Origin of the sequence: Parabacteroides sp. AF14-59, assembly GCF_003479515.1 — a bacterium.
Taxonomy (GTDB): domain Bacteria; phylum Bacteroidota; class Bacteroidia; order Bacteroidales; family Tannerellaceae; genus Parabacteroides; species Parabacteroides faecis.
In genome coordinates this window covers 1-21033 of sequence record NZ_QUHH01000022.1, presented here as the reverse complement: position 1 = coordinate 21033, position 21033 = coordinate 1, and the positions used below count along the sequence as shown (strand labels likewise).

At 43.6% G+C, this 21033-nt stretch carries 17 protein-coding genes and 1 tRNA gene; 7 read left to right on the top strand and 11 right to left on the bottom strand.

The annotated features are described in order from the left end of the window. Positions 1-47: 47 nt before the first annotated feature. A complete protein-coding gene (dnaE, locus tag DWW23_RS19865; protein WP_122355430.1) occupies positions 48-3851 on the bottom strand; it encodes a DNA polymerase III subunit alpha in 3804 nt (1267 codons plus the stop codon). Between the two features lie 145 nt (positions 3852-3996). On the opposite strand from dnaE, the gene DWW23_RS19860 reads away from it, so the two are divergent. The 5 genes from DWW23_RS19860 (at position 3997) to tsf (ending at position 7830) form a co-directional block, all read left to right on the top strand. Beyond that, entirely contained in the window at positions 3997-4638 is a 642-nt protein-coding gene (locus tag DWW23_RS19860) for a porin family protein (RefSeq protein ID WP_122355428.1), read from the top strand. Between the two features lie 215 nt (positions 4639-4853). Continuing rightward, a complete protein-coding gene (rplM, locus tag DWW23_RS19855; protein ID WP_007655343.1) occupies positions 4854-5309 on the top strand; it encodes a 50S ribosomal protein L13 in 456 nt (151 codons plus the stop codon). Positions 5310-5314: 5 nt separating this feature from the next. Beyond that, complete coding sequence (gene rpsI / locus DWW23_RS19850; RefSeq protein ID WP_122355426.1) at positions 5315-5701, top strand: 30S ribosomal protein S9; 387 nt, start codon at positions 5315-5317, stop codon at positions 5699-5701. A gap of 136 nt (positions 5702-5837) precedes the next feature. Then, positions 5838-6683 carry a 30S ribosomal protein S2 gene (gene rpsB, locus DWW23_RS19845; protein ID WP_122355424.1) on the top strand — a complete coding sequence of 282 codons (846 nt, stop codon included), beginning with the start codon at positions 5838-5840 and terminating at the stop codon, positions 6681-6683. Positions 6684-6840: 157 nt separating this feature from the next. Next, positions 6841-7830 (top strand): translation elongation factor Ts, encoded by a 990-nt coding sequence (gene tsf, locus DWW23_RS19840; protein ID WP_122355422.1) that lies wholly within the window; start codon positions 6841-6843, stop codon positions 7828-7830. Positions 7831-7907: 77 nt separating this feature from the next. Here the strand turns inward: tsf and DWW23_RS19835 are convergent, their stop codons facing one another. From DWW23_RS19835 to DWW23_RS19820, 4 genes are all read right to left on the bottom strand, one after another. Further along, positions 7908-9101 (bottom strand): pyridoxal phosphate-dependent aminotransferase, encoded by a 1194-nt coding sequence (locus DWW23_RS19835; protein ID WP_122355420.1) that lies wholly within the window; start codon positions 9099-9101, stop codon positions 7908-7910. An 81-nt stretch (positions 9102-9182) separates the two neighbouring features. Further along, positions 9183-10400 (bottom strand): bifunctional 3,4-dihydroxy-2-butanone-4-phosphate synthase/GTP cyclohydrolase II, encoded by a 1218-nt coding sequence (locus DWW23_RS19830; RefSeq protein ID WP_122355418.1) that lies wholly within the window; start codon positions 10398-10400, stop codon positions 9183-9185. 7 nt (positions 10401-10407) lie between these two features. Further along, the gene (locus DWW23_RS19825) at positions 10408-12372 is read right to left on the bottom strand and encodes an LptF/LptG family permease (protein ID WP_233564398.1); all 1965 of its coding nucleotides are present in this window, start codon (positions 12370-12372) and stop codon (positions 10408-10410) included. Between the two features lie 72 nt (positions 12373-12444). Next, positions 12445-12828 carry an START-like domain-containing protein gene (locus tag DWW23_RS19820; protein WP_122355414.1) on the bottom strand — a complete coding sequence of 128 codons (384 nt, stop codon included), beginning with the start codon at positions 12826-12828 and terminating at the stop codon, positions 12445-12447. 204 nt (positions 12829-13032) lie between these two features. Between DWW23_RS19820 and DWW23_RS19815 the strand changes: the two genes are divergently transcribed. Then, positions 13033-13106 (top strand) — tRNA-Met (locus DWW23_RS19815). A gap of 116 nt (positions 13107-13222) precedes the next feature. Next, on the top strand, positions 13223-13801 hold the full coding sequence (locus DWW23_RS19810; RefSeq protein WP_122355412.1) for an ORF6N domain-containing protein: 579 nt from the start codon (positions 13223-13225) through the stop codon (positions 13799-13801). Between the two features lie 36 nt (positions 13802-13837). On the opposite strand, the gene DWW23_RS19805 is transcribed toward DWW23_RS19810, so the two are convergent. From DWW23_RS19805 to DWW23_RS19780, 6 genes are all read right to left on the bottom strand, one after another. After that, positions 13838-15154, bottom strand: coding sequence for a PAS domain-containing sensor histidine kinase (locus tag DWW23_RS19805; protein ID WP_122355410.1), 1317 nt, complete (start codon positions 15152-15154; stop codon positions 13838-13840). Beyond that, on the bottom strand, positions 15151-16506 hold the full coding sequence (locus DWW23_RS19800) for a sigma-54 dependent transcriptional regulator (RefSeq protein ID WP_122355408.1): 1356 nt from the start codon (positions 16504-16506) through the stop codon (positions 15151-15153). The genes DWW23_RS19805 and DWW23_RS19800 overlap by 4 nt, the downstream gene beginning before the upstream one ends. Positions 16507-16551: 45 nt before the next feature. Then, positions 16552-17826 (bottom strand): ABC transporter permease, encoded by a 1275-nt coding sequence (locus DWW23_RS19795; protein ID WP_122355406.1) that lies wholly within the window; start codon positions 17824-17826, stop codon positions 16552-16554. A 2-nt stretch (positions 17827-17828) separates the two neighbouring features. Further along, on the bottom strand, positions 17829-19094 hold the full coding sequence (locus DWW23_RS19790; protein WP_122355404.1) for an ABC transporter permease: 1266 nt from the start codon (positions 19092-19094) through the stop codon (positions 17829-17831). 16 nt (positions 19095-19110) lie between these two features. Continuing rightward, positions 19111-19779, bottom strand: coding sequence for an ABC transporter ATP-binding protein (locus tag DWW23_RS19785; protein WP_221267755.1), 669 nt, complete (start codon positions 19777-19779; stop codon positions 19111-19113). A 594-nt stretch (positions 19780-20373) separates the two neighbouring features. Continuing rightward, a partial coding sequence (locus tag DWW23_RS19780; protein WP_122355401.1) for a FimB/Mfa2 family fimbrial subunit occupies positions 20374-21033 on the bottom strand: 660 nt, incomplete at its 5' end.

Below are 21033 nucleotides of genomic sequence, written 5' to 3'. Positions count from 1 at the left end.
CCCTTTTGCGGTGCCAAAAGTACTAATTCTTTCCGCACCATACAACTTTACCCATTAATTTTGAAATCAATATTCTCGTTCTCTTGCAGGAATTCAACCAGTTTACCTGTTACATTTAACCGGATATTCTGTGAGAAGAAATTTTGTGCGATATTATGTTCGCCGTCCACTACTCTGAAATATAACAAGCTCTGTCCCGGATTGTTTTTGATCAGCACCGATAATTCATTGACTGTAGGCTCATCGAGATCATGTATCGGCAGCGTGATGCTAATCTTTTCGATCAACTTGTCTTTCTCGTCCTGTAACAAACGGATGGAACCGATGTTGAAATCGAGTTCATTCTCATTCCAGCGACGTGGTTCTACACGGGCTGTAATAAGTAGATACATGCCCTGTTTGCAGTATTTACTGTATTCTATATAGTTGTTACCGAACAATGCAATTTCGCCGCTACCGGTAAAGTCTTCTATCTTGACCACTCCGTAAGGTTTACCGGTTTTGGTCATACCTTCCCTGAAGTCTGTTACGATGCCGCCCAGCAGTATTTCACGCCCTTTCAGGCTTTCCCGGTCGTTAATCTCTGCCATACCTGTATTGCATACGTAAGTCAGAACGATGCGGTATTCGTCCAATGGGTGGGCGGAAAGATAGATGCCGACCAGTTCCTTTTCTTTGTTCAGACGTTCCAGGTCGCTCCAGCGCTGGCAAACCGGAAGTTCCGGTTTGGCAATGGCTACCGAGAGGTCGTCGCTGCCGAACAATGAATTGGCGGCTGTGTTCTTGTCCATCTGGTATTTGTTGCCGTAGCGTACCAGTGTGTCCAGGAAAATTTCGCCTTTTCCTGTCTCTCCAAAAAACTGTTCGCGTTGTATGCCGAAGTTGTCGAACGCGCCGGCCAATGCCAGCGATTCGATGTTTTTCTTATTGCAGGCAGTAAGGTTCACTCGTTCCACAAAGTCAAAAATATTCCGGTACGGACCATTCTTTTTCCGTTCTTCAATAATATTCTGTACCGCTGCTTCTCCGACACCTTTTACGGCTCCCAGTCCGAAACGGATATTCTTATTTTTGTCTACACTGAACTTCAGGATAGATTCGTTTACATCAGGACCTAATACCTGGATACCCATCGCTTTACATTCGTCCATAAACTTCGTGATATCCACGATATTCGACAAACTTCGACTCAGTACGGCTGCCATGTATTCCGAAGGATAGTTCGCCTTCAGGAAGGCAGTCTGGTAAGCGACCCATGAATAGCAGGTCGCGTGACTCTTATTGAAGGCATAGGATGCAAACTTTTCCCAGTCGGACCAGATTTTTTCAAGTGTCTTAGCTTCATAACCGTTCGCTTGCCCGCCTGCCATGAATTTTGATTTCAGGTGGTTCATCTTGTCGATCAGCTTCTTACCCATCGCTTTACGCAGAGCGTCACTCTCGCCACGGGTGAAGTTAGCCAACAAACGAGACAGAAGCATGACCTGTTCCTGATAGACTGTGATGCCGTAAGTATCTTTCAGATATTTTTCCATTACAGCGATATCATACTCGATCGGCTTACGTCCGTGCTTACGGTCGATAAAGTCGGGAATGTAGTCCATAGGTCCCGGACGATACAGGGCGTTCATGGCAATCAGGTCTTCAAACTTGGAAGGTTGCAGCTCCTTCAGGTATTTTTGCATACCTGCCGATTCAAACTGGAATGTTCCGGTTGTTTTTCCGGTACAATACAGTTCGTATGTTTTGGGGTCTTCCAGGCTGATGTGGTCGATATCGAGGATATGACCGGTGGTAAGCCGTATGTTTTCGATAGCTTCTTTAATGATGGACAGGGTTTTCAGTCCCAAAAAGTCCATCTTGATCAATCCCGTCTCTTCAATTACTGAACCTTCATATTGGGTTACGAGCATTTCTTCGCCGGTTTCCTTGTCTTTGGCGGTACTTACCGGTACGACATCGGATATATCATAACGACCGATAATAACACCACAGGCATGTACCCCGGTATTTCGTACGTTACCTTCCAGCATTTGTGCATATTTCAGTGTGTCGCGTGCCAAAGGATCATTCCCGGTGGCGGCTTCTTTCAGTTCCGGTACGTAGTTGATCGCATCTTTCAGTTTGAACTTCTTCATATCCGGGATCTTATCCGGTACCAGTTTCGCCAGGCGGTTCGATTCGGAGAGTGGTAGTTTCTGTACACGGGCTACGTCTTTGATCGCCGATTTGGTCGCCATCGTACCGTAAGTGATAATGTGAGCAACACGGTCGGCTCCGTATTTTTCCGTTACCCAGCGTAACACCTCGCCGCGGCCGTCATCATCGAAGTCGGTATCGATATCGGGGAGGGAGATACGGTCGGGATTCAGGAAACGCTCGAACAGAAGGTCGTACTTTATCGGGTCGATCTTGGTGATCCCCAGGCAATAGGCTACAGCTGAGCCGGCAGCCGAACCACGTCCGGGACCTACCGATACGCCTAACTCTTCGCGGGCGGCAGCGATAAAGTCCTGCACGATAAGGAAGTATCCGGGGAACCCCATTGTCTTCATTATATGCAGTTCGAAATCCAGACGTTCCCTGACTTCATCCGTCAGATTTTCGCCATAACATATTTTGGCACCGTCGTAAGTCAGTTTACGAAGATAATCGGCTTCCAGTTTGATACGATATAATTTGTCGTATCCGCCTAGTTTTTTTATTTTGTCTTTGGCATCTTCTTCACTTAAAACGACCTTGCCGTTTTCGTCACGGGTAAACTCTTCGAACAAATCTTGTTCAGTCAGTTTGGCCCGGTAGGATTCTTCTGTTCCGAACTCTTCCGGTATGGCGAAAGTCGGCATGATAGGGCCGCTGTCGATCGAATAGAAATCAACTTTATCGGCTATTTCAAGTGTATTGCTGAGTGCTTCGGGAATATCGGCAAAGATGGCATTCATCTCTGCAGTCGTCTTCATCCATTCTTGTTTGGAATAGCGCATACGGGTTGGATCATCGAGGTCTTTGCCTGTACTGAGGCAGATCAGGCGGTCGTGCGCTTCGGCATCTTCCTGATTGACAAAATGGACGTCGTTGGTGGCGATCAGCTTCACATTGTGTTTACGTGCCAGTTCGATCAGGACCTTGTTTACTTCCTGCTGCTTCGGAAAGGTAGTACAGTCGGCATTCGGGTCATGTGTCTCGTGCCGTTGCATTTCCAGGTAATAATCTTCGCCGAACAGGTTCTTGAACCAAAGGATCGACTCTTCAGCTTTATCTATCCGATCGTGCATGATATGCTGAGGTATTTCACCTCCCAGGCAGGCAGAGCAAATGATCAGGTCTTCATGGTATTTCTCCAGCAGTTCATGATCAATACGAGGGCGGCCATAAAAACCTTCCGTCCATGAGATGGAAACCATCTTGATCAGATTCTTGTAACCGTTCAGGTTCTTGGCCAGGACGATCAGATGGTAACCGCTTCGGTCTTCTTTGGCGGTTTTGCTGAATCTGCCGTTGCGCGCACAGTAGCATTCGCATCCGATGATGGGTTTAAATATTTTTTTCTTTTCAGCTTCTATCAATCCCGGGATTTCTCCCAGGCGTGCCTGTTCTTCAGCAGTGAGTTCTTCTTTTCCTTTGAGCGCTTTCTGCTCTTTTTCCAGGTCTTTGATGGCTCCAAGCGGCTTTCCGTTCTTCTTGGATACCTTGTTAAAGAACTCTTTTATACCGAACATGTTACCATGATCGGTAACAGCAATAGCATTCATGCCGTCCTTTTGTGCCTTGTCTACGAGGGCATCAATGGAGGCTTGTCCGTCCAGTAACGAGTATTGTGTGTGGACGTGTAGATGTATAAATGGTTCCATATATATGATTGAAAAAACTTTTATATTTTACCTAACAAAGGTACGACTTTTGTTACGTTTTTACAGAATCATACGTTAAAATCATCGAATAAGTATCATCATTAGAAAAAAAAACTATCTTTGCTCATGGAAAATAGTATATAGTATGAAAAAGATCGGATTGGTAATTATATTGGTGATGTTGATGATTATACCGGTAACTGCCCAGGTCACTTGGGGTGTGCGTGGCGGTTTGGCTTATTCTTCGCTGGTACAGAAAATAGACAATAATTATCAATCGGGTGCCCGTTTCGGATTTAGTGTGGCAGGGTTGACCCAGATACCTTTATATAAAAGATTATCTTTGCAGCCGGAAGTAGCTTTCGTGCATCAGGGAGGAAATTATCTTTCCAATATACCGGATGAAGATGGAACAGGTCGGGTGTATCCGAAAACAAAATGTAACTATTATTCTATTTTAATACCGGTCAATCTGGTATATACCTTTCAGTTCACAGATGTTTATTTCAGCGTGATGGCCGGTCCGGCAGTCGATTTCTCCCTGTTCGGTAAAATGCGTACCCAAAATGTCGACACCGATATCGTTTTCGGACAATCGGGCGAGGCAGACCTTAAAACATTCGATCTGGGGGTGAACCTCGGATTGCAGGTTGAATATTCGAATTTCTTCTTTTCCGTATCTGCCCTGTGCGGTACTTTAGACCGCCGTACTTCCAAACATGACGGCGAATCTTCCCTCTACCAGAATAACGTAACTTTCTCACTGGGATATTACTTCCGCCGATAAGTATCCACGTCTCTCTTAGCGGTTCATAATGAAAAAGATGTACAAAAGTTTTGTATTTCGAAGAAAAGCCGTACCTTTGCAAGCCGAATATTATCAAATTGTACTAAGAGTTTAGTTTCTAGCACATTATTACGTCAAGTGTCCGTAGTGATAGTGACAGCGAAAAAACTAAGCGCTTGTTTTTTAGAGTTATTAATTAATTAATTTATTAAGCAGTGGATACTTTAAGTTTTAAGACCATTTCTGCAAACAAAGCAACTGTAAACAAAGAGTGGGTCATCGTTGACGCTGATGGACAGACTTTGGGACGCCTTTGTGCAAAAGTAGCAAAACTTTTGCGCGGCAAGTACAAACCCAACTTCACTCCTCATGTTGATTGTGGTGATAATGTGATCATTATCAATGCAGATAAAATCGTTCTGACAGGAAACAAATGGAACGATCGTATTTATTTGAGATATACCGGATATCCCGGTGGACAGATCGAGTACACACCTAACGACCTGATGAAGAAGGGTGCCAGTCATTTGTTCAGAAAAGTAGTAAAGGGTATGTTGCCTAAAAACCGTCTGGGTGCTAAGTTACTTGCTAACTTATATGTATATGAAGGAACAGAGCACAAACACGAAGCTCAACAGCCTAAGTCAATCGATATAAACTCACTTAAATAATAACTATGGAAGTAGTAAATGCAATAGGAAGACGTAAAGCAGCAGTTGCTCGCGTATTCGTAAGCGAAGGAACGGGAAAGATAACTATCAACAAACGTGATCTTGCTAATTACTTTCCTTCTACAATCCTTCAGTTCATTGTAAAGCAACCGCTTGCAAAACTGAGCGTTGAAGAACAATATGATATCAAGATCAACCTGGATGGTGGTGGTTTCAAAGGTCAGTCAGAAGCTGCCCGTTTGGCTATCGCTCGTGCCTTGATCAAGATTAATCCGGAAGACAAACCTGCGTTGAGAGCAGAAGGATTCGTAACTCGCGATCCTCGTGCTGTTGAACGTAAGAAACCGGGTCAGCCGAAAGCTCGTAAGAGATTCCAGTTCAGCAAACGTTAATGTTATTTGTGAGTTTCTTACAAGGACAAAGCGTTTAGTATCTAAATTGTCGGGATTTCTTTTGCATGTGGACATGCCGGGGAACTACCTGATGGTTGAAAATTAAACAGAAAGTAAACGATTTAAAAAGAAAAAAATGTCAAGAGTTAATTTTGATCAGTTATTAGAAGCTGGTGTACACTTCGGACACTTAAAAAGAAAGTGGAATCCTGCTATGGCTCCTTATATCTTTATGGAGCGCAATGGTATTCATATCATTGATTTATATAAAACAGTTGCTAAAGTAGACGAAGCAGCAGAAGTAATGAAAAACCTGGCAAAACAGGGAAAGAAAGTACTTTTCGTTGCTACTAAAAAACAAGCAAAACAAGTTGTCGCTGATAAGGCTTCTTCTGTAGGTATGCCTTACGTTATCGAACGCTGGCCGGGTGGTATGTTGACTAACTTCCCGACTATCCGTAAAGCCATCAAAAAGATGACTACTATCGATAAGATGACAAAAGACGGTACATTTGATAACCTGTCAAAAAGAGAAAAACTTCAGATCACTCGTCAGCGTGCTAAGTTGGAAAAGACATTAGGTTCTATTGTAGACCTGACTCGTCTTCCGTCTGCTTTGTTCGTTGTTGACGTGATGAAAGAACATATTGCAGTTCGCGAAGCCAACCGTCTGGGTATCCCGGTATTCGGTATGGTTGATACTAACTCAAACCCGAACAACATTGACTACGTGATCCCGGCTAACGATGACGCTACTAAATCTGTAGAAGTTATCTTAGGCGCTATCTGCGAAGCAATGAACGAAGGTTTGCAGGAACGCAAAGCTGAAAAGATCGATACAGAAGCTGCTGGCGAAGGCGAAGGTGCTAAAAGAGAACGCAAAGGCAAAGCTACTGTAAAGAAAGAACGTACAAAGAAAGAAGACGAAGAAGCTTTGAACGCTAACGTTGCCGACAAGTACGCTAAAGATGTAGAAGAATAAATATAATTGGCGATTGACAATAGACAATTGACAATTAGAATATAAAAATACAATGGGCAATAGGCTTTTGGCAGTCAAGTTCTTAGGAATTGTCAATTGTCCATTGTCCATTGTTGGTTTTAGAATAGTATAAACATTAAATAGAAGGAAATAAATTATGGCTGTAACTATGGCTGATATTACCAAGCTGCGCAAAATGAGTGGAGCTGGTATGATGGATTGTAAGAAGGCTTTGACAGAAGCTGACGGTGACATCGAAAAGGCAATGGAAATTATCCGTAAAAAAGGACAGGCAATCGCTGCTAAACGTTCTGATCGTGATGCTGCTGAAGGTTGTGTACTGGCTAAGAAAGACGGTGAATTCGCTGCTATTATCGCTTTGAAGTGCGAAACAGACTTCGTTGCTAAGAATGAAGATTTCGTTGCTTTGGCTCAGGCTATCCTTGACGCTGCTGTGGCTAACAAGTGCAAGACTCTGGACGAAGTAAAAGCATTGTCGATGGGTAAAGGTACTATCCAGGACGCTGTTACTGACCGTAGCGGTATTACTGGCGAAAAGATGGAACTGGACGGCTACAATGTAGTAGAAGGTGCTTATACCACTACTTACAACCATATGGGTAAGAATCAGCTCTGTACAATCGTTGCATTCAACAAAGAATCAGAAGAGGTTGCTCATAACGTAGCTATGCAGATCGCTGCAATGAACCCGATCGCTATCGATGAAGCTGGCGTTCCGGAATCAGTAAAAGAACAGGAAATCCAGGTGGCTATCGAAAAGACAAAAGCTGAACAGGTACAGAAAGCTGTAGAAGCTGCTTTGAAGAAAGGCGGCATTAATCCTACACATGTAGATAGTGAAGATCACATGGAAAGCAATATGGCTAAAGGTTGGATTACAGCTGAAGATGTAGCAAAAGCAAAGGATATCATCGCTACTGTTTCTGCTGAAAAGGCTGCTAATTTGCCGGAACAAATGATTCAGAACATCGCTCAGGGTCGTCTTAGCAAATTCTTGAAGGAAGTTTGCTTGTTGAACCAGGAAGATATCATGGATGGCAAAAAGACTGTTAAGGAAACAATGAAGGAAGCTGATCCTGAATTGAAGATCCTTGCATTCAAACGTTTCACTTTGCGTGCTGAATAATTTAGCGTAAGCAGAATGATATAAAAAAGGGGTTCCGATTTCGGAGCCCCTTTTTCTGTTTATAGAAACTTTCTTTTTTATTTCAATTCAGCCAGTGCAGTTTTGATACGTTTGATAGCTTCTACGATATTTTCATCGCTGGTAGCATAACTCATACGGATACATTCAGGAGCACCGAAAGAAGTACCGCCTACACAAGCAACGTGTGCTTTTTCCAGTAGATACATAGCCAGATCGTCAGCATCTTTGATCGTGTTGCTTCCGTCCGTTTTACCATAATAATAACTACATTTCGGGAACAGGTAGAAAGCACCTTCCGGTTTGTTGATCTCGAATCCCGGAACTTCTTTTGCCAGGTTCACGATCAGGTCACGACGGCGTTCGAAAGCTTTACGCATTTCTTCAACCGGTTCCTGTGATCCTGTGTAAGCAGCTTCCGCAGCTTTTTGAGATACAGAGCAAGGACCTGAAGTATATTGTCCCTGTAATTTGTTCACAGCCTTAACGATCCATTCCGGTCCGGCAATGAAACCGATACGCCAGCCTGTCATTGCATACGCTTTGGAAACACCGTTTACAATAACTGTACGGTCTTTCATGCCATCGACAGAGGCAATACTGTGGTGTTTGCCGATATAGTTGATATGTTCGTAGATTTCGTCAGCAATAACGATAATCTCCGGATGTTTCTTCAATACTTCAGCCAGACCTGCCAACTCTTCTGCACTGTAAACAGAACCTGTCGGATTGGAGGGTGAGCAGAGGATTAACGCCTTGGTCTTCGGAGTGATTGCTGCTTCCAGCTGGGCCGGAGTGATCTTGAAGTCTTGTTCGATACCAGCCGTAACGATTACCGGCTTGCCTTCTGCCAATTTAACCATTTCCGGATAGCTAACCCAGAATGGTGCCGGAATGATTACTTCATCTCCGGGATTAACCAATACCAGGATAGTATTACAAACGGATTGCTTTGCTCCATTCGCGCAAGAAATCTGAGTAGCTGCATATTCCAACCCGTTTTCATTCTTTAGTTTGGCTACGATAGCATTGCGTAATGCCGGGTAACCGGGAACCGGAGAGTAACGAGAGAAATTGTCGTCTACCGCTTTTTTAGCTGCTTCCTTGATGTGATCAGGTGTGTTGAAATCAGGTTCTCCCACACTCAGGTTGATAACATCGATACCTTGTGCTTTGAGCTCATTGCTCTTCTGAGACATCGCCAACGTAGCGGAAGGCGATAAACTTGCTAAACGATCTGAAACTTGTGTCATGACACTGCTGTTTGTATAGGTTATTTTAAATAGTTGCGACAAAAGTAATTAATAATCGGATTCTTTGCAACAATTTGCTAATTATTTGATGTTGTGAAGAACATGCCCCATACGCTCCTTCTTTGTCTTCATATAAAACTCATTATATTTATTCGGAGTGACTTCGATAGGAACGTTTTCCACGATAGTTAAGCCATACGCTTCCAGGCCTACGCGTTTTATCGGATTGTTGGTCATCAAGCGCATTTTCGTGATGCCGATATGTTTCAGAATCTGTGCTCCGACACCATAATCGCGTTCATCGGCCTGGTGACCCAGATGCAGGTTGGCATCTACTGTATCCAATCCTTCTTCCTGAAGTTTATAAGCCTTCATTTTATCCATCAGACCGATACCGCGTCCTTCCTGATTCAGGTAAACGATGGCACCGCGTCCTTCTTTCTCGATCATCTGCATAGCTTTATGTAACTGTTCGCCACATTCGCAACGCATCGAACCAAAAATATCACCGGTAGCACAAGATGAATGTACGCGAACTAATACAGGTTCATCGCCTGAGATATCTCCTTTTATCAAAGCAATATGTTCCAGTCCGTTACTTTTCTGACGGAATGGGATCAGGTGGAAATGACCGTATTGTGTAGGCATATCTACTTCGACACCTTTGTCGACAATCGATTCTGTTTTCAGGCGGTAAGCGATCAGATCCTTGATGCAGATAATCTTGATATCGAATTTTTTAGCAACTTCCACTAATTGGGGTAGACGAGCCATAGTCCCGTCTTCGTTGATAATCTCAATCAACGCTCCTGCCGGATAGAGACCGGCCAGGCGTGCCAGGTCGACTGCAGCTTCCGTGTGTCCTGCGCGGCGAAGTACACCACGTGAACGGGCGCGTAACGGATTTACATGTCCCGGACGTCCCAGATCGGAAGGTTTCGTTTGTTTATCGGCCAATGCCCGGATCGTTTCAGAGCGGTCGAACATAGAAACGCCGGTCGTACAGCCACCCCCCAGTTTGTCGACTGTTACGGTGAACGGAGTTTCGAGCATGGAAGTGTTTCTGGCAACCTGCATATCCAGATCCAGTTCCTGGCAACGTTCTTCTGTGATCGGGGCACATAATACACCACGACCGTATGTCATCATGAAGTTTACTTTTTCGGGTGTTATCTTTTCCGCAGCTACAATAAAGTCTCCTTCGTTTTCGCGATCTTCATCGTCGACTACGATCAGGAATTTTCCTTCACGGAAATCTTCAATTGCTTCTTCGATAGTGTTTAATTTGATCTCACTCATATCATTTTTAATTTTTAGTTTCCAAATTGCTGATCATATCCTCCAATTCCTGACTCGTCTTTTGTACAACCTGTATATCATGACGTAATAACTTGCGCTGGTACGTGGCGAGCAGATAGATCGGTAATCCTACCGGGAAGAATATACCGAGCGCCAGCCCGATTTTTCCTTTGAAATGAGTATTCCGTTGGTTATATCCGCCAATAACAGGATAATCCATCAGTTTGTTGAGTATCAGGTTCTGATCCGAATTTCCCAATTCTTCAATAATACCTTCCATTTCTGCAGCCAGCTGTTCGGCTGTATGATCTTTTCCTCCCTGTTTCCAGAAAGTAAAATAATTGAGCCAACGTTTATGGTTCTTCAGATATACCACGCAGTTTTCAGCCAGTTTATCCAGACGCGGTAACAAGCCTGCATAGTCGGGAGTGAAAATGATTACCTCTTTTTTCTCTACCTTGCGGCCCGAGCGTTTACCGATAAAGTTCTTCAGGGCGTTTAGGTAAGTATCTGCATTTAATATCACACTGTCGTTTACCGCCTTGTAAGTCAGGAAAATACCCAATGGGGCCAGAACTGCGGAACTCAGCCACATTCCTTCCCAGGCAGGCCATATACCATCGCGTGCCATTTTGAATCCTATATTATCTACAATATAATAGAAGATGAACAGGATAACGGAGATAACGACCGGCATACCTAATCCTCCTTTACGGATGATGGCTCCCAGCGGGGCCCCGATAAAGAAGAAAACGATACAGGCGAATGAAAGCGTGAATTTCTTGTGCCACTCGGTCAGGTGGCGACGTAGTTTATAGGCTTCGTCTCCCTGTGTGGCGGCTTTAAAATAATAATCGGCTTTTACGCTTTCGATATTTGATTTGGCACGAACGAGCAATGCTGCCTGGCCACTCGGTGTTTCTGCCAGATACAGGCTGTCGAAGTTAATGACTTTGACTGGTTCGTCGGATTTTTTAGTCAGTGAGTCTGTATTGTTTGTCGATGCAACTACGGCTGCACCCGGTTCCTCCTGTAGAACCGATTCTTTTTTTGACTTGGAGAATGTTCTCTTATATGACATGTCATAGACATTCTTGGCATTGAGCGCTTTAATGCTGTCGAGTCGAACGCTCATGGAATCGATGGAGGTCTGCAGATCGTTCAGTTGCTTGCCCATATACTGGTTTGCCATGAGAGACTCGTCGGAGCGGGAGAAATTGGCATCGAATTCGATCAATATCTCTTTGTTCTCGAATGTCTCCCTGCGATAAGGAACAGCCGTTTTCTTGCTGCTGCTGCCCGACTGGTTTTCCATGTTCTCGAATGATTCTCCGTTGAAGAGAGATAACACAAGGAATAACTTATCGGCTGACGTTTTTAGTCTGCCGGAGTCGGCAACGATCACACTGGTCTTATTGAATCCTTTCGAATAATCATAGATCATGACATCCTTCAATAATCCGGTCTTATCCTTCTCTTTTACATATACATTGTATCCTGTGATTTCCCCGTAGAACACCCCTTCGGGAATATCCAGTTCCGGCGATTTCTGACGCATGGAGTAGAGTAGGGTATATAATTTGACCTGTGCGACAGGCATTACATTGTTTTGGAAGAAAAAAGCGCCGATACTGATAAGCCCCATCGTGATGATCAGGGGACGCATGATATGAATAAGCGATACCCCTGCCGATTTCATAGCCAACAGTTCCAGGCGCTCGCCTAAATTACCGAAAGTCATAAGAGATGCCAGCAGGATGGCCAGCGGGAGAGCCATGGGGAAGAGTGATAATCCGGCATAAAAGAACATTTCGCCGAGCACAGGAATCCCCAATCCCTTTCCCACCATGTCGTCTATGTACCTCCAAAGGAACTGCATGAGTACAATAAACAAGCAGATACCGAAGGTCATAATGAACAACGGCAGGAAAGTCTGCAGCATAAATGTATATAATCGTTTTATCTTCAACATTACCTATCCGGGTTGACGGGGCAAAAGTAGTGTAAAAAACGATAAGAACATTACATTATTCTCTAAAACAACCTAAATACCGAGTGTCCGTTTCAATTCTTCCACTTGGGAATCCCATAAATTGATGGAATCTTTCTTTTCATCCGGCTCGGCAAAGTCTGTTATTTCAAGAGCGGTTGCTCCTGTAAGTTCGACTGTGTGAATTAAAAATTCGAAGTATACATTATCCTCTTCCTCGTCGGTCCATCTGTAACGGATACTTATTTCCGGTTTTACGGCTAGCACTTCCGCCTCTTGTTCATCCCTGTTCCATTTAAAAATGTACGTGTTATTGTTAATCGTTACATCATCAGCAAACCAGGCCGATAGTCCCGGAGGGGTAGTGAGGTGATTCCATAAACTTCGTCGCGAAACTTTATCGAAAATGTATTCGATATGAAACTTCTCTTTTTTCATCTTTCATACAATTATTTGCGCAGCAAGTTAATCATAAAGATTGATATAACCCAATAATCTTATAGTAAAAAAGCATCTAATTTTTAACGGCTTAGCTGAAAGCCCTGAAAAATAATAGATTTTTTTTCGCAAAAGTGTTGCATAATATAAAAATTACCTCTACTTTTGCAGCGTCAATAAGAAAAATGACACCAAAAACATGATGGCGAGATAGCTCAGCTGGTTAGAGCGCATGATTCATAATCATGAGGTCCCCGGTTCAATCCCGGGTCTCGCTACGATTTAAGCCTCAAGGTCGAAAGATTTTGGGGCTTTTTTGTTTTTCATGCCTTTTGAGTTGTTTTCAATTCGTTTTTATGGTAGCTTTGTATTTTAATAAATAAAATTAATAACCATGGAACTTCGACTGATACAGAATAAAATTTACGAGATACGAGGACAAAAGGTAATGCTTGATTTTGATCTGGCGGAAATATACGGTATAGAAACTAAATACTTGAAACGTTCCGTAAAAAGAAATATAGAAAGGTTTGAAGGTGAGGATTTTATGTTTGAGCTAACGAAAGAAGAACTTTCAAGGTGCAATTTTGGCACCTTGAACAACCAACGAGGAAGCAATGTCAAATACATGCCTTTTGCCTTTAGTGAACTCGGTGTCGCTATGCTCAGTAGTGTGCTTAAATCCAAAACAGCAATAGAGATAAACAGGGGGATTATACGTGTTTTTGTTGCTATGCGGCATTTGGTTTTAAACCCTCCGGCAGATAAGGTTGTAGAACTTCAGCAAGAAGTTAAAAATTTGAAGGAATACATAGAAGAAGTTTTTTCCGACTACAACGATATTAATGATGATACCCGGATGCAACTGGAACTCATCAATCAAACGTTAGCAGAATTACAATCGCAAAAGAAAATCCGGAATAAACTCCGTAATCCGGTCGGATTTGTTAAACCTGATCCGGATATTTTGTAATGCAGAGTGTCTATCTGGGGGAAATGAAATGCCGGATCAGGGTTTGGTGTCGGTATTGAAAAGTATCTTGAATAAGGTGTGACCGTTCTCTGTCGTCAGGCTGAATTTGCATTGGTGGTTGGTCAGGACCTCCCTGACGAACATTAGTCCGATTCCCTGGCCGGAAGATTTGGTTGTGAAGAACGGAGTGAAGAGTTTCTGTCTGGTTTCTTCGCTTATGCCGGGTCCATTGTCTTCTATGATAATAGATAAAGGAGCATGGTGCGTATAGATTTGTATTTTGCCGTTTTTTCCGATCGCCTCATAAGCATTTTTAATGATATTGACCAGGACCTGTTCGAACTGGATACCGTCCACATGAATATATTGGTCTTCTTCTGTGAGGGATAAGACCAGTTCTATATTTCTTTGTTGGCATTCGGCGCTGGTCAGGGCATATACCGAACGGACCTGCTCGTTCAGGGAGATAAGTGAAAATGTCGGTTCGGGTATACGGATAACCTGCGCCAGGTTGCCGATGAAACTGGCCAGATGTCCGCAGCGATCGAAGGAAGCTTCGATTGCGGGCAGTACATATTCCCATTTATTGTTTTCATCCTGTTTAAAAATGTCGGCAACGACATTCAAAGTAGAGCCGATAGCACCGACGGAATTGTTTACTTCGTGCGACATCATGCGGATGATACGCTCGTACGATTCTTTCTCGATTTTCTGTAATTCATGTGTGATCTCTTCGATCAGGATAAAAGGATGTTTGAACCCCTGGTCGATAAAAGACGAATGGATGCAGCGGTATATTTTATTTACTGAATTTCGGACCATCACGTCATCACCCAGTTTTAACCCGGCTAAAGCAGGTGCCAGTTCAAAGGTTGATTCGTTGAATGTCTTTCCTTTGATTTCCGTAAGCTCGGAGATGTTCAATAATTTTAATCCGGAGGGATTTACCTCTACGATCTGTTTATCGAAGTTTAGGATGATGATCCCCTGTGGAGAGGCATGAATGAGCAGGTCGAGAAACTGGTTTTTCTCCCGTACTGCCAATCGTTCGCTCCGCAATTGTGAGATCATCCGGTTGAAGATTCCGATCAGTTCATTCGCATCTTTATTCCTGACCGGGCGCAGATGAGTGGAAAAATCCTGGTCTTTAAGAAGTTGCATGCCGCTGAGCAGGATGTGATACGGTTTGACCAGCTTATGGTAAATAAATGTAGCCAGCAAGAGTGATAAGATGGCGATACACTGTACGACCCAAAAGGGGATCGGTTCTTCCCTGAAAAAGAGAAAACCAATACCGCTTGCGATACACGCGATAAAAGCAGCGATCGTCCAAAATATCAGCTTCGATTTCATTCCGGTAATTTGATATCGTATTTTTCAAGGCGGCGATATAACGTTTGCCTGGTCAGTCCCAATGCCGTCGCTATTTTGGAATGATTGCAACCATATAATTCCACCGCTTTTTGTATCATCTCTTTTTCTACCCTCTCCAGCGAAAGGATCGTATTCCCGCTTACAGGTTGGCTGGAAGGGACTTCTATATATTGCTTTTTGAAGTCGGCATCCGTAATGATTTTCTTTCCAGAAATCAGGATTGTCCGTTCTACCAGGTTTTTCAACTCGCGTATGTTTCCGTGATAAGGAAGTTTTTTCAGATATCCGTATGCTTCCTGTGATATTTCTATTGGGGACAAGTTATTTTGTTCCGCTTGTTTCTGCGTAAAATGATCGACAAGCAGAGGTATATCTTCCAGCCGTTCGCGTAAAGCCGGCATCTGTATCGTGATCAGGTTGATCCTGTAAAATAAATCTTCCCTGAATTTGCCTTGTGCCACCATCTCCGGGAGATTCTTGTTTGTCGCACAGATAATGCGCGTATCTACTTGCCGGGGTCTACTTTCACCCAACGGCTCGAATGTCTGATCCTGTAGCACCCTTAATAGTTTGACCTGGCAGACCATATCCAGTTCTCCGATCTCATCGAGAAAAATCGTTCCTTTGTCTGCGAGTTCGAAACGTCCGGTCCGGTCGTGGCGTGCATCGGTGAAAGCCCCCTGTTTATGACCGAACATTTCGCTTTCGAACAACGATTGTGAAATACCTCCCAGATTGACCTTTACGAACGGTTTGCCCTGGCGGTTGCTATTCTCATGGATCGCTTCGGCTATCAGTTCCTTGCCTGTTCCGCTTTCTCCGGTGATCAGGACAGGAGCGTTTGTGCGGCTGATGCGTGAAATTGTATTGAGAATCTGTTGCAGAAGGATCGATTTTCCGATGATCTTCTCAAAGCGGTCGGTTCTTTCCGTTTCTTTTCCGTCCGTCTCTTTTTCTTCGCTTTCCTGTAGCTGGATGGCAGTCTGTATCGTTTTCAGCAAAGCCAGGTTGTTCCAGGGTTTGGTGATGAAATCGAAAGCACCTGCCCGTATGCCCTGCACTGCCAGGTTTATGGACCCCCAGGCGGTGATCAGGATTACCGGAACCGCCGGGCAGAAGATACGGACTTTCGCCAGTAACTCCAGCCCTTCCTCGCCGGTAGTCGTATTACTATAATTCATATCCATCAGGATCAGTTGCGGGCAGGTACGGCGCACGAAGTCGATCGTCTCCTGTGGGTTCGAAGCTGTTGCAACCTCATATCCTGCCCGCTTCAGCACCAAGGTCAGTGAAGTTTGTACCGTAAGATCATCGTCACAGATAAGTATCATAGCCAATATTATTTCATTATTATCAGTACTGTAAAGTTACTAATTTTATTCATCCCGTAAGGCTTCTGCCGGTGGAATCTTTGCTGCCTGTCGGGCAGGATACCATACCGCTATCAGTGATATGACAGCCAGTAAACCGAATGCCAGTGCATAATTGATAAATTCCTGTTCATTCCCTATACCCGCATCCATTCTGTTTGCAATTGGAATATCAAGAAGTTCTAGTAATTCGGTATGCCCTATGTTAATGCAGATATTTACTCCCACTATGCTGGCGATAAATAACAGCAGCAACGTCTCTCCGAAAATTAATTTTTTCACACCCCACCGGGTCGATCCGAGTGCCAGCCGCAGACCGACTTCGCTCCGGCGTGCTTGCGTGCGGTACCAGAATGTCCCGATGATCCCCAGGAATATATTCAGGATCAGGAAAGCCGTGATCGCATAGATGCCATTCAAATCATCTGTAGGCCAGTTTGTTATCCGGGCATTTTTGTCGATCGATTTCAGCGAACTCATGAAATACGGTCCGAGCATTAGTTGTTCCCGCATCTCCTTTGTAAACCGTTCTTCAAAATCTTTATCAGCACCCGGGCTTACACGCAGACATATCTGCATTTCCCGCAAATCATATTCCTCCCTTACTAACGGCAACAATATATTACAGAAATACGAGTTGAAATAGCCGTCTTTCATTTTTTCAGCGCTCCCGATGACAGTATGTTCCTTTCTGTCGCTGGTGGATGAAGTTAGTTTTTTCACATCTTCCAGCGGAACACTGTATTCTTCATTACCGAATAAGCCTTCCCGGTTCGGGGTGATCAGTATTTGGTTCGTTCCGGGAGCATCCCAGCCGCTAATCTCTTTGGCGGTGGTATTTATTCTGAATACATCGAAGAAACTTTCTGAAACCCATCTCAGCCGGAATGTGACATTATGGGTCGTGTCTTCGTCGATATAATAGCCGCTCATGTAGCTGGATCTCTCAAAAGGTGCCGCCCATTTGGAAAAACATACATTTTCTACACCCGGATAATTTTTTACCCGGTTCAAAAATGTTTGTGCCAGTGCCAGTTTGTCCACTTCTTCCGTTTCTCCGTTTCCTTCCGTGTTGTTGAAGGAAGTGTCGGGTTTTTTTTGCATCTCGAGCACATATGTGTTCTTCGTGTCGAAACCGACCGGTTCCCAATAACATTTACCCATATAGTACAGGTAATCGACGCAAAACCAAAGCACGCAAAATACAAGTATGTATTCCAACACGATCCAGGCATTCGTTTTACGTTCATTCCAGATAATTTTAAATATGTGACGTATCATAATTATTTGTCATTTTGATTGAGTGAATTAATGATCTTCATCCGTGAAGCCCGGTAAGCCGGTATACCGGCAGAAAGGAGATTGATGATCAGGCAAACAGCAAATACCGCCAGCAAGACTGGGAAAGAGATGAGCGTACTGACCGGGATCGTACTGTCTGCCGGGACATCCAGCAGCCAGTCCCGCATCCGGAAGACAATAACGTACGAGAGTGCCAATCCGATCACGCCGCCGATCACCGAAGTGATCAGGTTTTCAAAAAGCACCTGTATCAGGATCGTATATTTCTTGGCACCGAATGCTTTTCGGATACCGATCTCTTCCGTCCGCTTCTTTATACGTGAGAGGCTTAATCCTGAGAGATTGATTGCCGGTATCAGCAGCAGGATCAGCAGGATAAAAATCATTTTCCTTTTTTGTACGGCGATAGCAGAAGTAATCTCTTCGGCATTGTTCCCATAAATGCCTTTCTGGAAGATCTTGTTGTTTACCGGTCCTTTCAGATAGAGAATCCAGGGACTGCGTTCCGTTTCGAATTTTTTCTCCATCCTTCGTACCTCTTCTATAATAGCAGGAAAATCTTCCGGACTTTCAGCCATCAGCATCACTTCGGTAAACCTGTTTTCGACGGGCTGTGTGGTATGAGGTATCCACAGGTCGCCGTATGCCTGTTTGAACACCGGCGATACATCTTCTACAATACCCACGATCCGGTACGGTTTGAAATTCACCAGAAAAGTTTCTCCCAGCGCATTTTCTCCTTTGAATATTTGTTGGGCGAGAGTTTTACTGACAACAGCCGCGGATATTCCCGACTGAAATTCCCCGTCGCTGAAAGGCCGTCCCTGCGTGAAGGAAAAAGACATTATTTTCCAGTAAGCCGCATCAGTTATCCGCATATGTGCGTTGATGATCTCGCTCGATCCTTCGCGCGTAATCAGTGTATTTGGAATATTTGACCATGATGGATTGACTCCGGAAACATACAAGGGAGTTTTCAGCGGGTAAAGATACTCTTTGAGCGTCTCGTAAGAGATAGATCCCGACTGCCAGCTGTTTCTGGCCGTATCCCTTTTGACCTGGTAGTCGACATACAAGGTGCGGTTCCTGTTTATCTCCGGCGCCGTGCTGATCTCTTTTATCTCGTCTGTCACAATGATCGTCATGATCATCATAATAGCCAGCGCAGTTCCCATAATAGCGATCATGCTGATAAACTTGTTTTGTTTCAGCATCAGCAGTGCCTGTTTGAAATATACTTTGTACATACTGGTTTCTTTTGATTTATTCTACCCGTCTTCCGTCGAAAAAACGAACGATGCGTTGTGTTGATTCAGCGATATGCTCGTCATGTGTAACCATTACGATGGTTGTGCCTTCTTCATTCAGTTGGAATAAAAGTTCCATGATTTCCGCTCCCATTTTGCTGTCCAGGTTTCCGGTCGGTTCATCGGCGAGAATGATCTGCGGATTACCGACTATGGCACGGGCAAGGGCAACACGTTGGCACTGTCCGCCCGATAACTGGGTCGGGAAATGTCTCATGCGGTGTGATAGTCCTACTTTTTCCAATACTTTTACGGCAGCTTCCCGTCGACTTTTTGCTGTGGAGTTCCTGTAGAGTAGGGGGAGTTCTACATTGTCGAGCACATTCAGTGAATTGATCAGATGAAAACTCTGAAAAACAAATCCCAGCATTTCGTTTCTGAACTCAGCCATTTCTCCGTCTTTCATTTCGGTGGTTCTTGTGTCGTTGATCAGGATATTGCCCTTATCCGGCACATCCAGCAATCCCATTAAATTGAGTAACGTACTCTTTCCGCATCCGGATGGTCCCATGATTGAAAGGAATTCTCCCTTTCTGACGGTGAGATTCACATTTTCAAGTGCAGTGGTCTCTACTTCGCTTGTGCGGTACACTTTTGTTATACCTTCCAGTTTAATTATTTCCATATTATCCTCTGTTTATCTGCTAATCTGTCTACAACGTATGTGCCATATTTATATTGTGTTGAAAATGAGGGTGGAAGTATTGAAAGGGGTGTCCGAATACGGACAAATCTGTCCATAAATTAGTCCAAAAAGAAGCCCGCATTCTCAGATTGTCGTTATAAACAACTTGAGAATGCGGGCTTTATTAATTATGTAACCTCCCGGTTATGTTAATTAAGGTTTGCCTACAGAATTAAGGGTTCATATAGGCAGAGTATAGGGTAAAATTTCACAAATTGTATTGTGTCTACAAATGTACTACCGTTAGCTTTATTTGTCATGTGTGTATTTCTATCATAGATATATGGTATATGTGTCAATCTTTGCTTTCTCTTATATGATGGGTGGTAAATGTGTCATTTGTGATTTGAATACACCTGTCTTCTTTGCGTTTGTTGAATATCAATGTTTTTGCGACTTAAATTAATATATGCATGTCTATCATAAAGGGTGGTATTCCTATCACTGAGAATTGCGTATATAAAAAAAATCGGCGCACACTCGGAACAATCCGAATGTGCGCCTTTATGCATATAAAAAATTGAGGGTCAAATTTTAACCAATAGTAACATGTTGAATAACTGAACCCCAGTCTGCTACAACAATATTACCACTGTTTCTTGAAAGGTCAAAAGTCAATTCAGACAATTCTCCTTCGTTTATAGACACTTTCTCCAAATTTTTGACATTTTCGGAAGAAAGAATCATTTTATCGTCTTTGTAAAGCTCTATAGTGATATCGGAAGCCGGTAAAATGGTTGTGTTGTCTGCAACAACATTTCCTTTATCGTTCATTGTAGCCGGAATAATATATTCGATATCTTCTCCGATCAATTCTCCGTTATGATTAAAAGAGCTTTTTGTTTTCTTTATTTTGTAATAAAAATTACCATCTCTTGAATCCAGCATTTTAATAACACCTTTAGTGATCAAAGAAACAGAAGAAACTTTACGTTCTATCTTTAATGTTTCAGAGCTAGCTTTTGTAGAAGTACTTTTCAAAGTAACCTGTCCGTAGAATAAATCTCCCGGTAAGCTTGCTGCAACACCATTGTTTTGTTTGAGGCTTACTTGCAGGTCTGAAATAATATTCGCCTGGTTCAAAGCACTGATATTTTCGTTTTCTCCGGAAAGTCCTGCCCATGCCACCACTGTGATCTGGTCAGATCCGGGACATGCGATCTCTATCGGTTTAGCCTGAAGCAAATAAGTTCT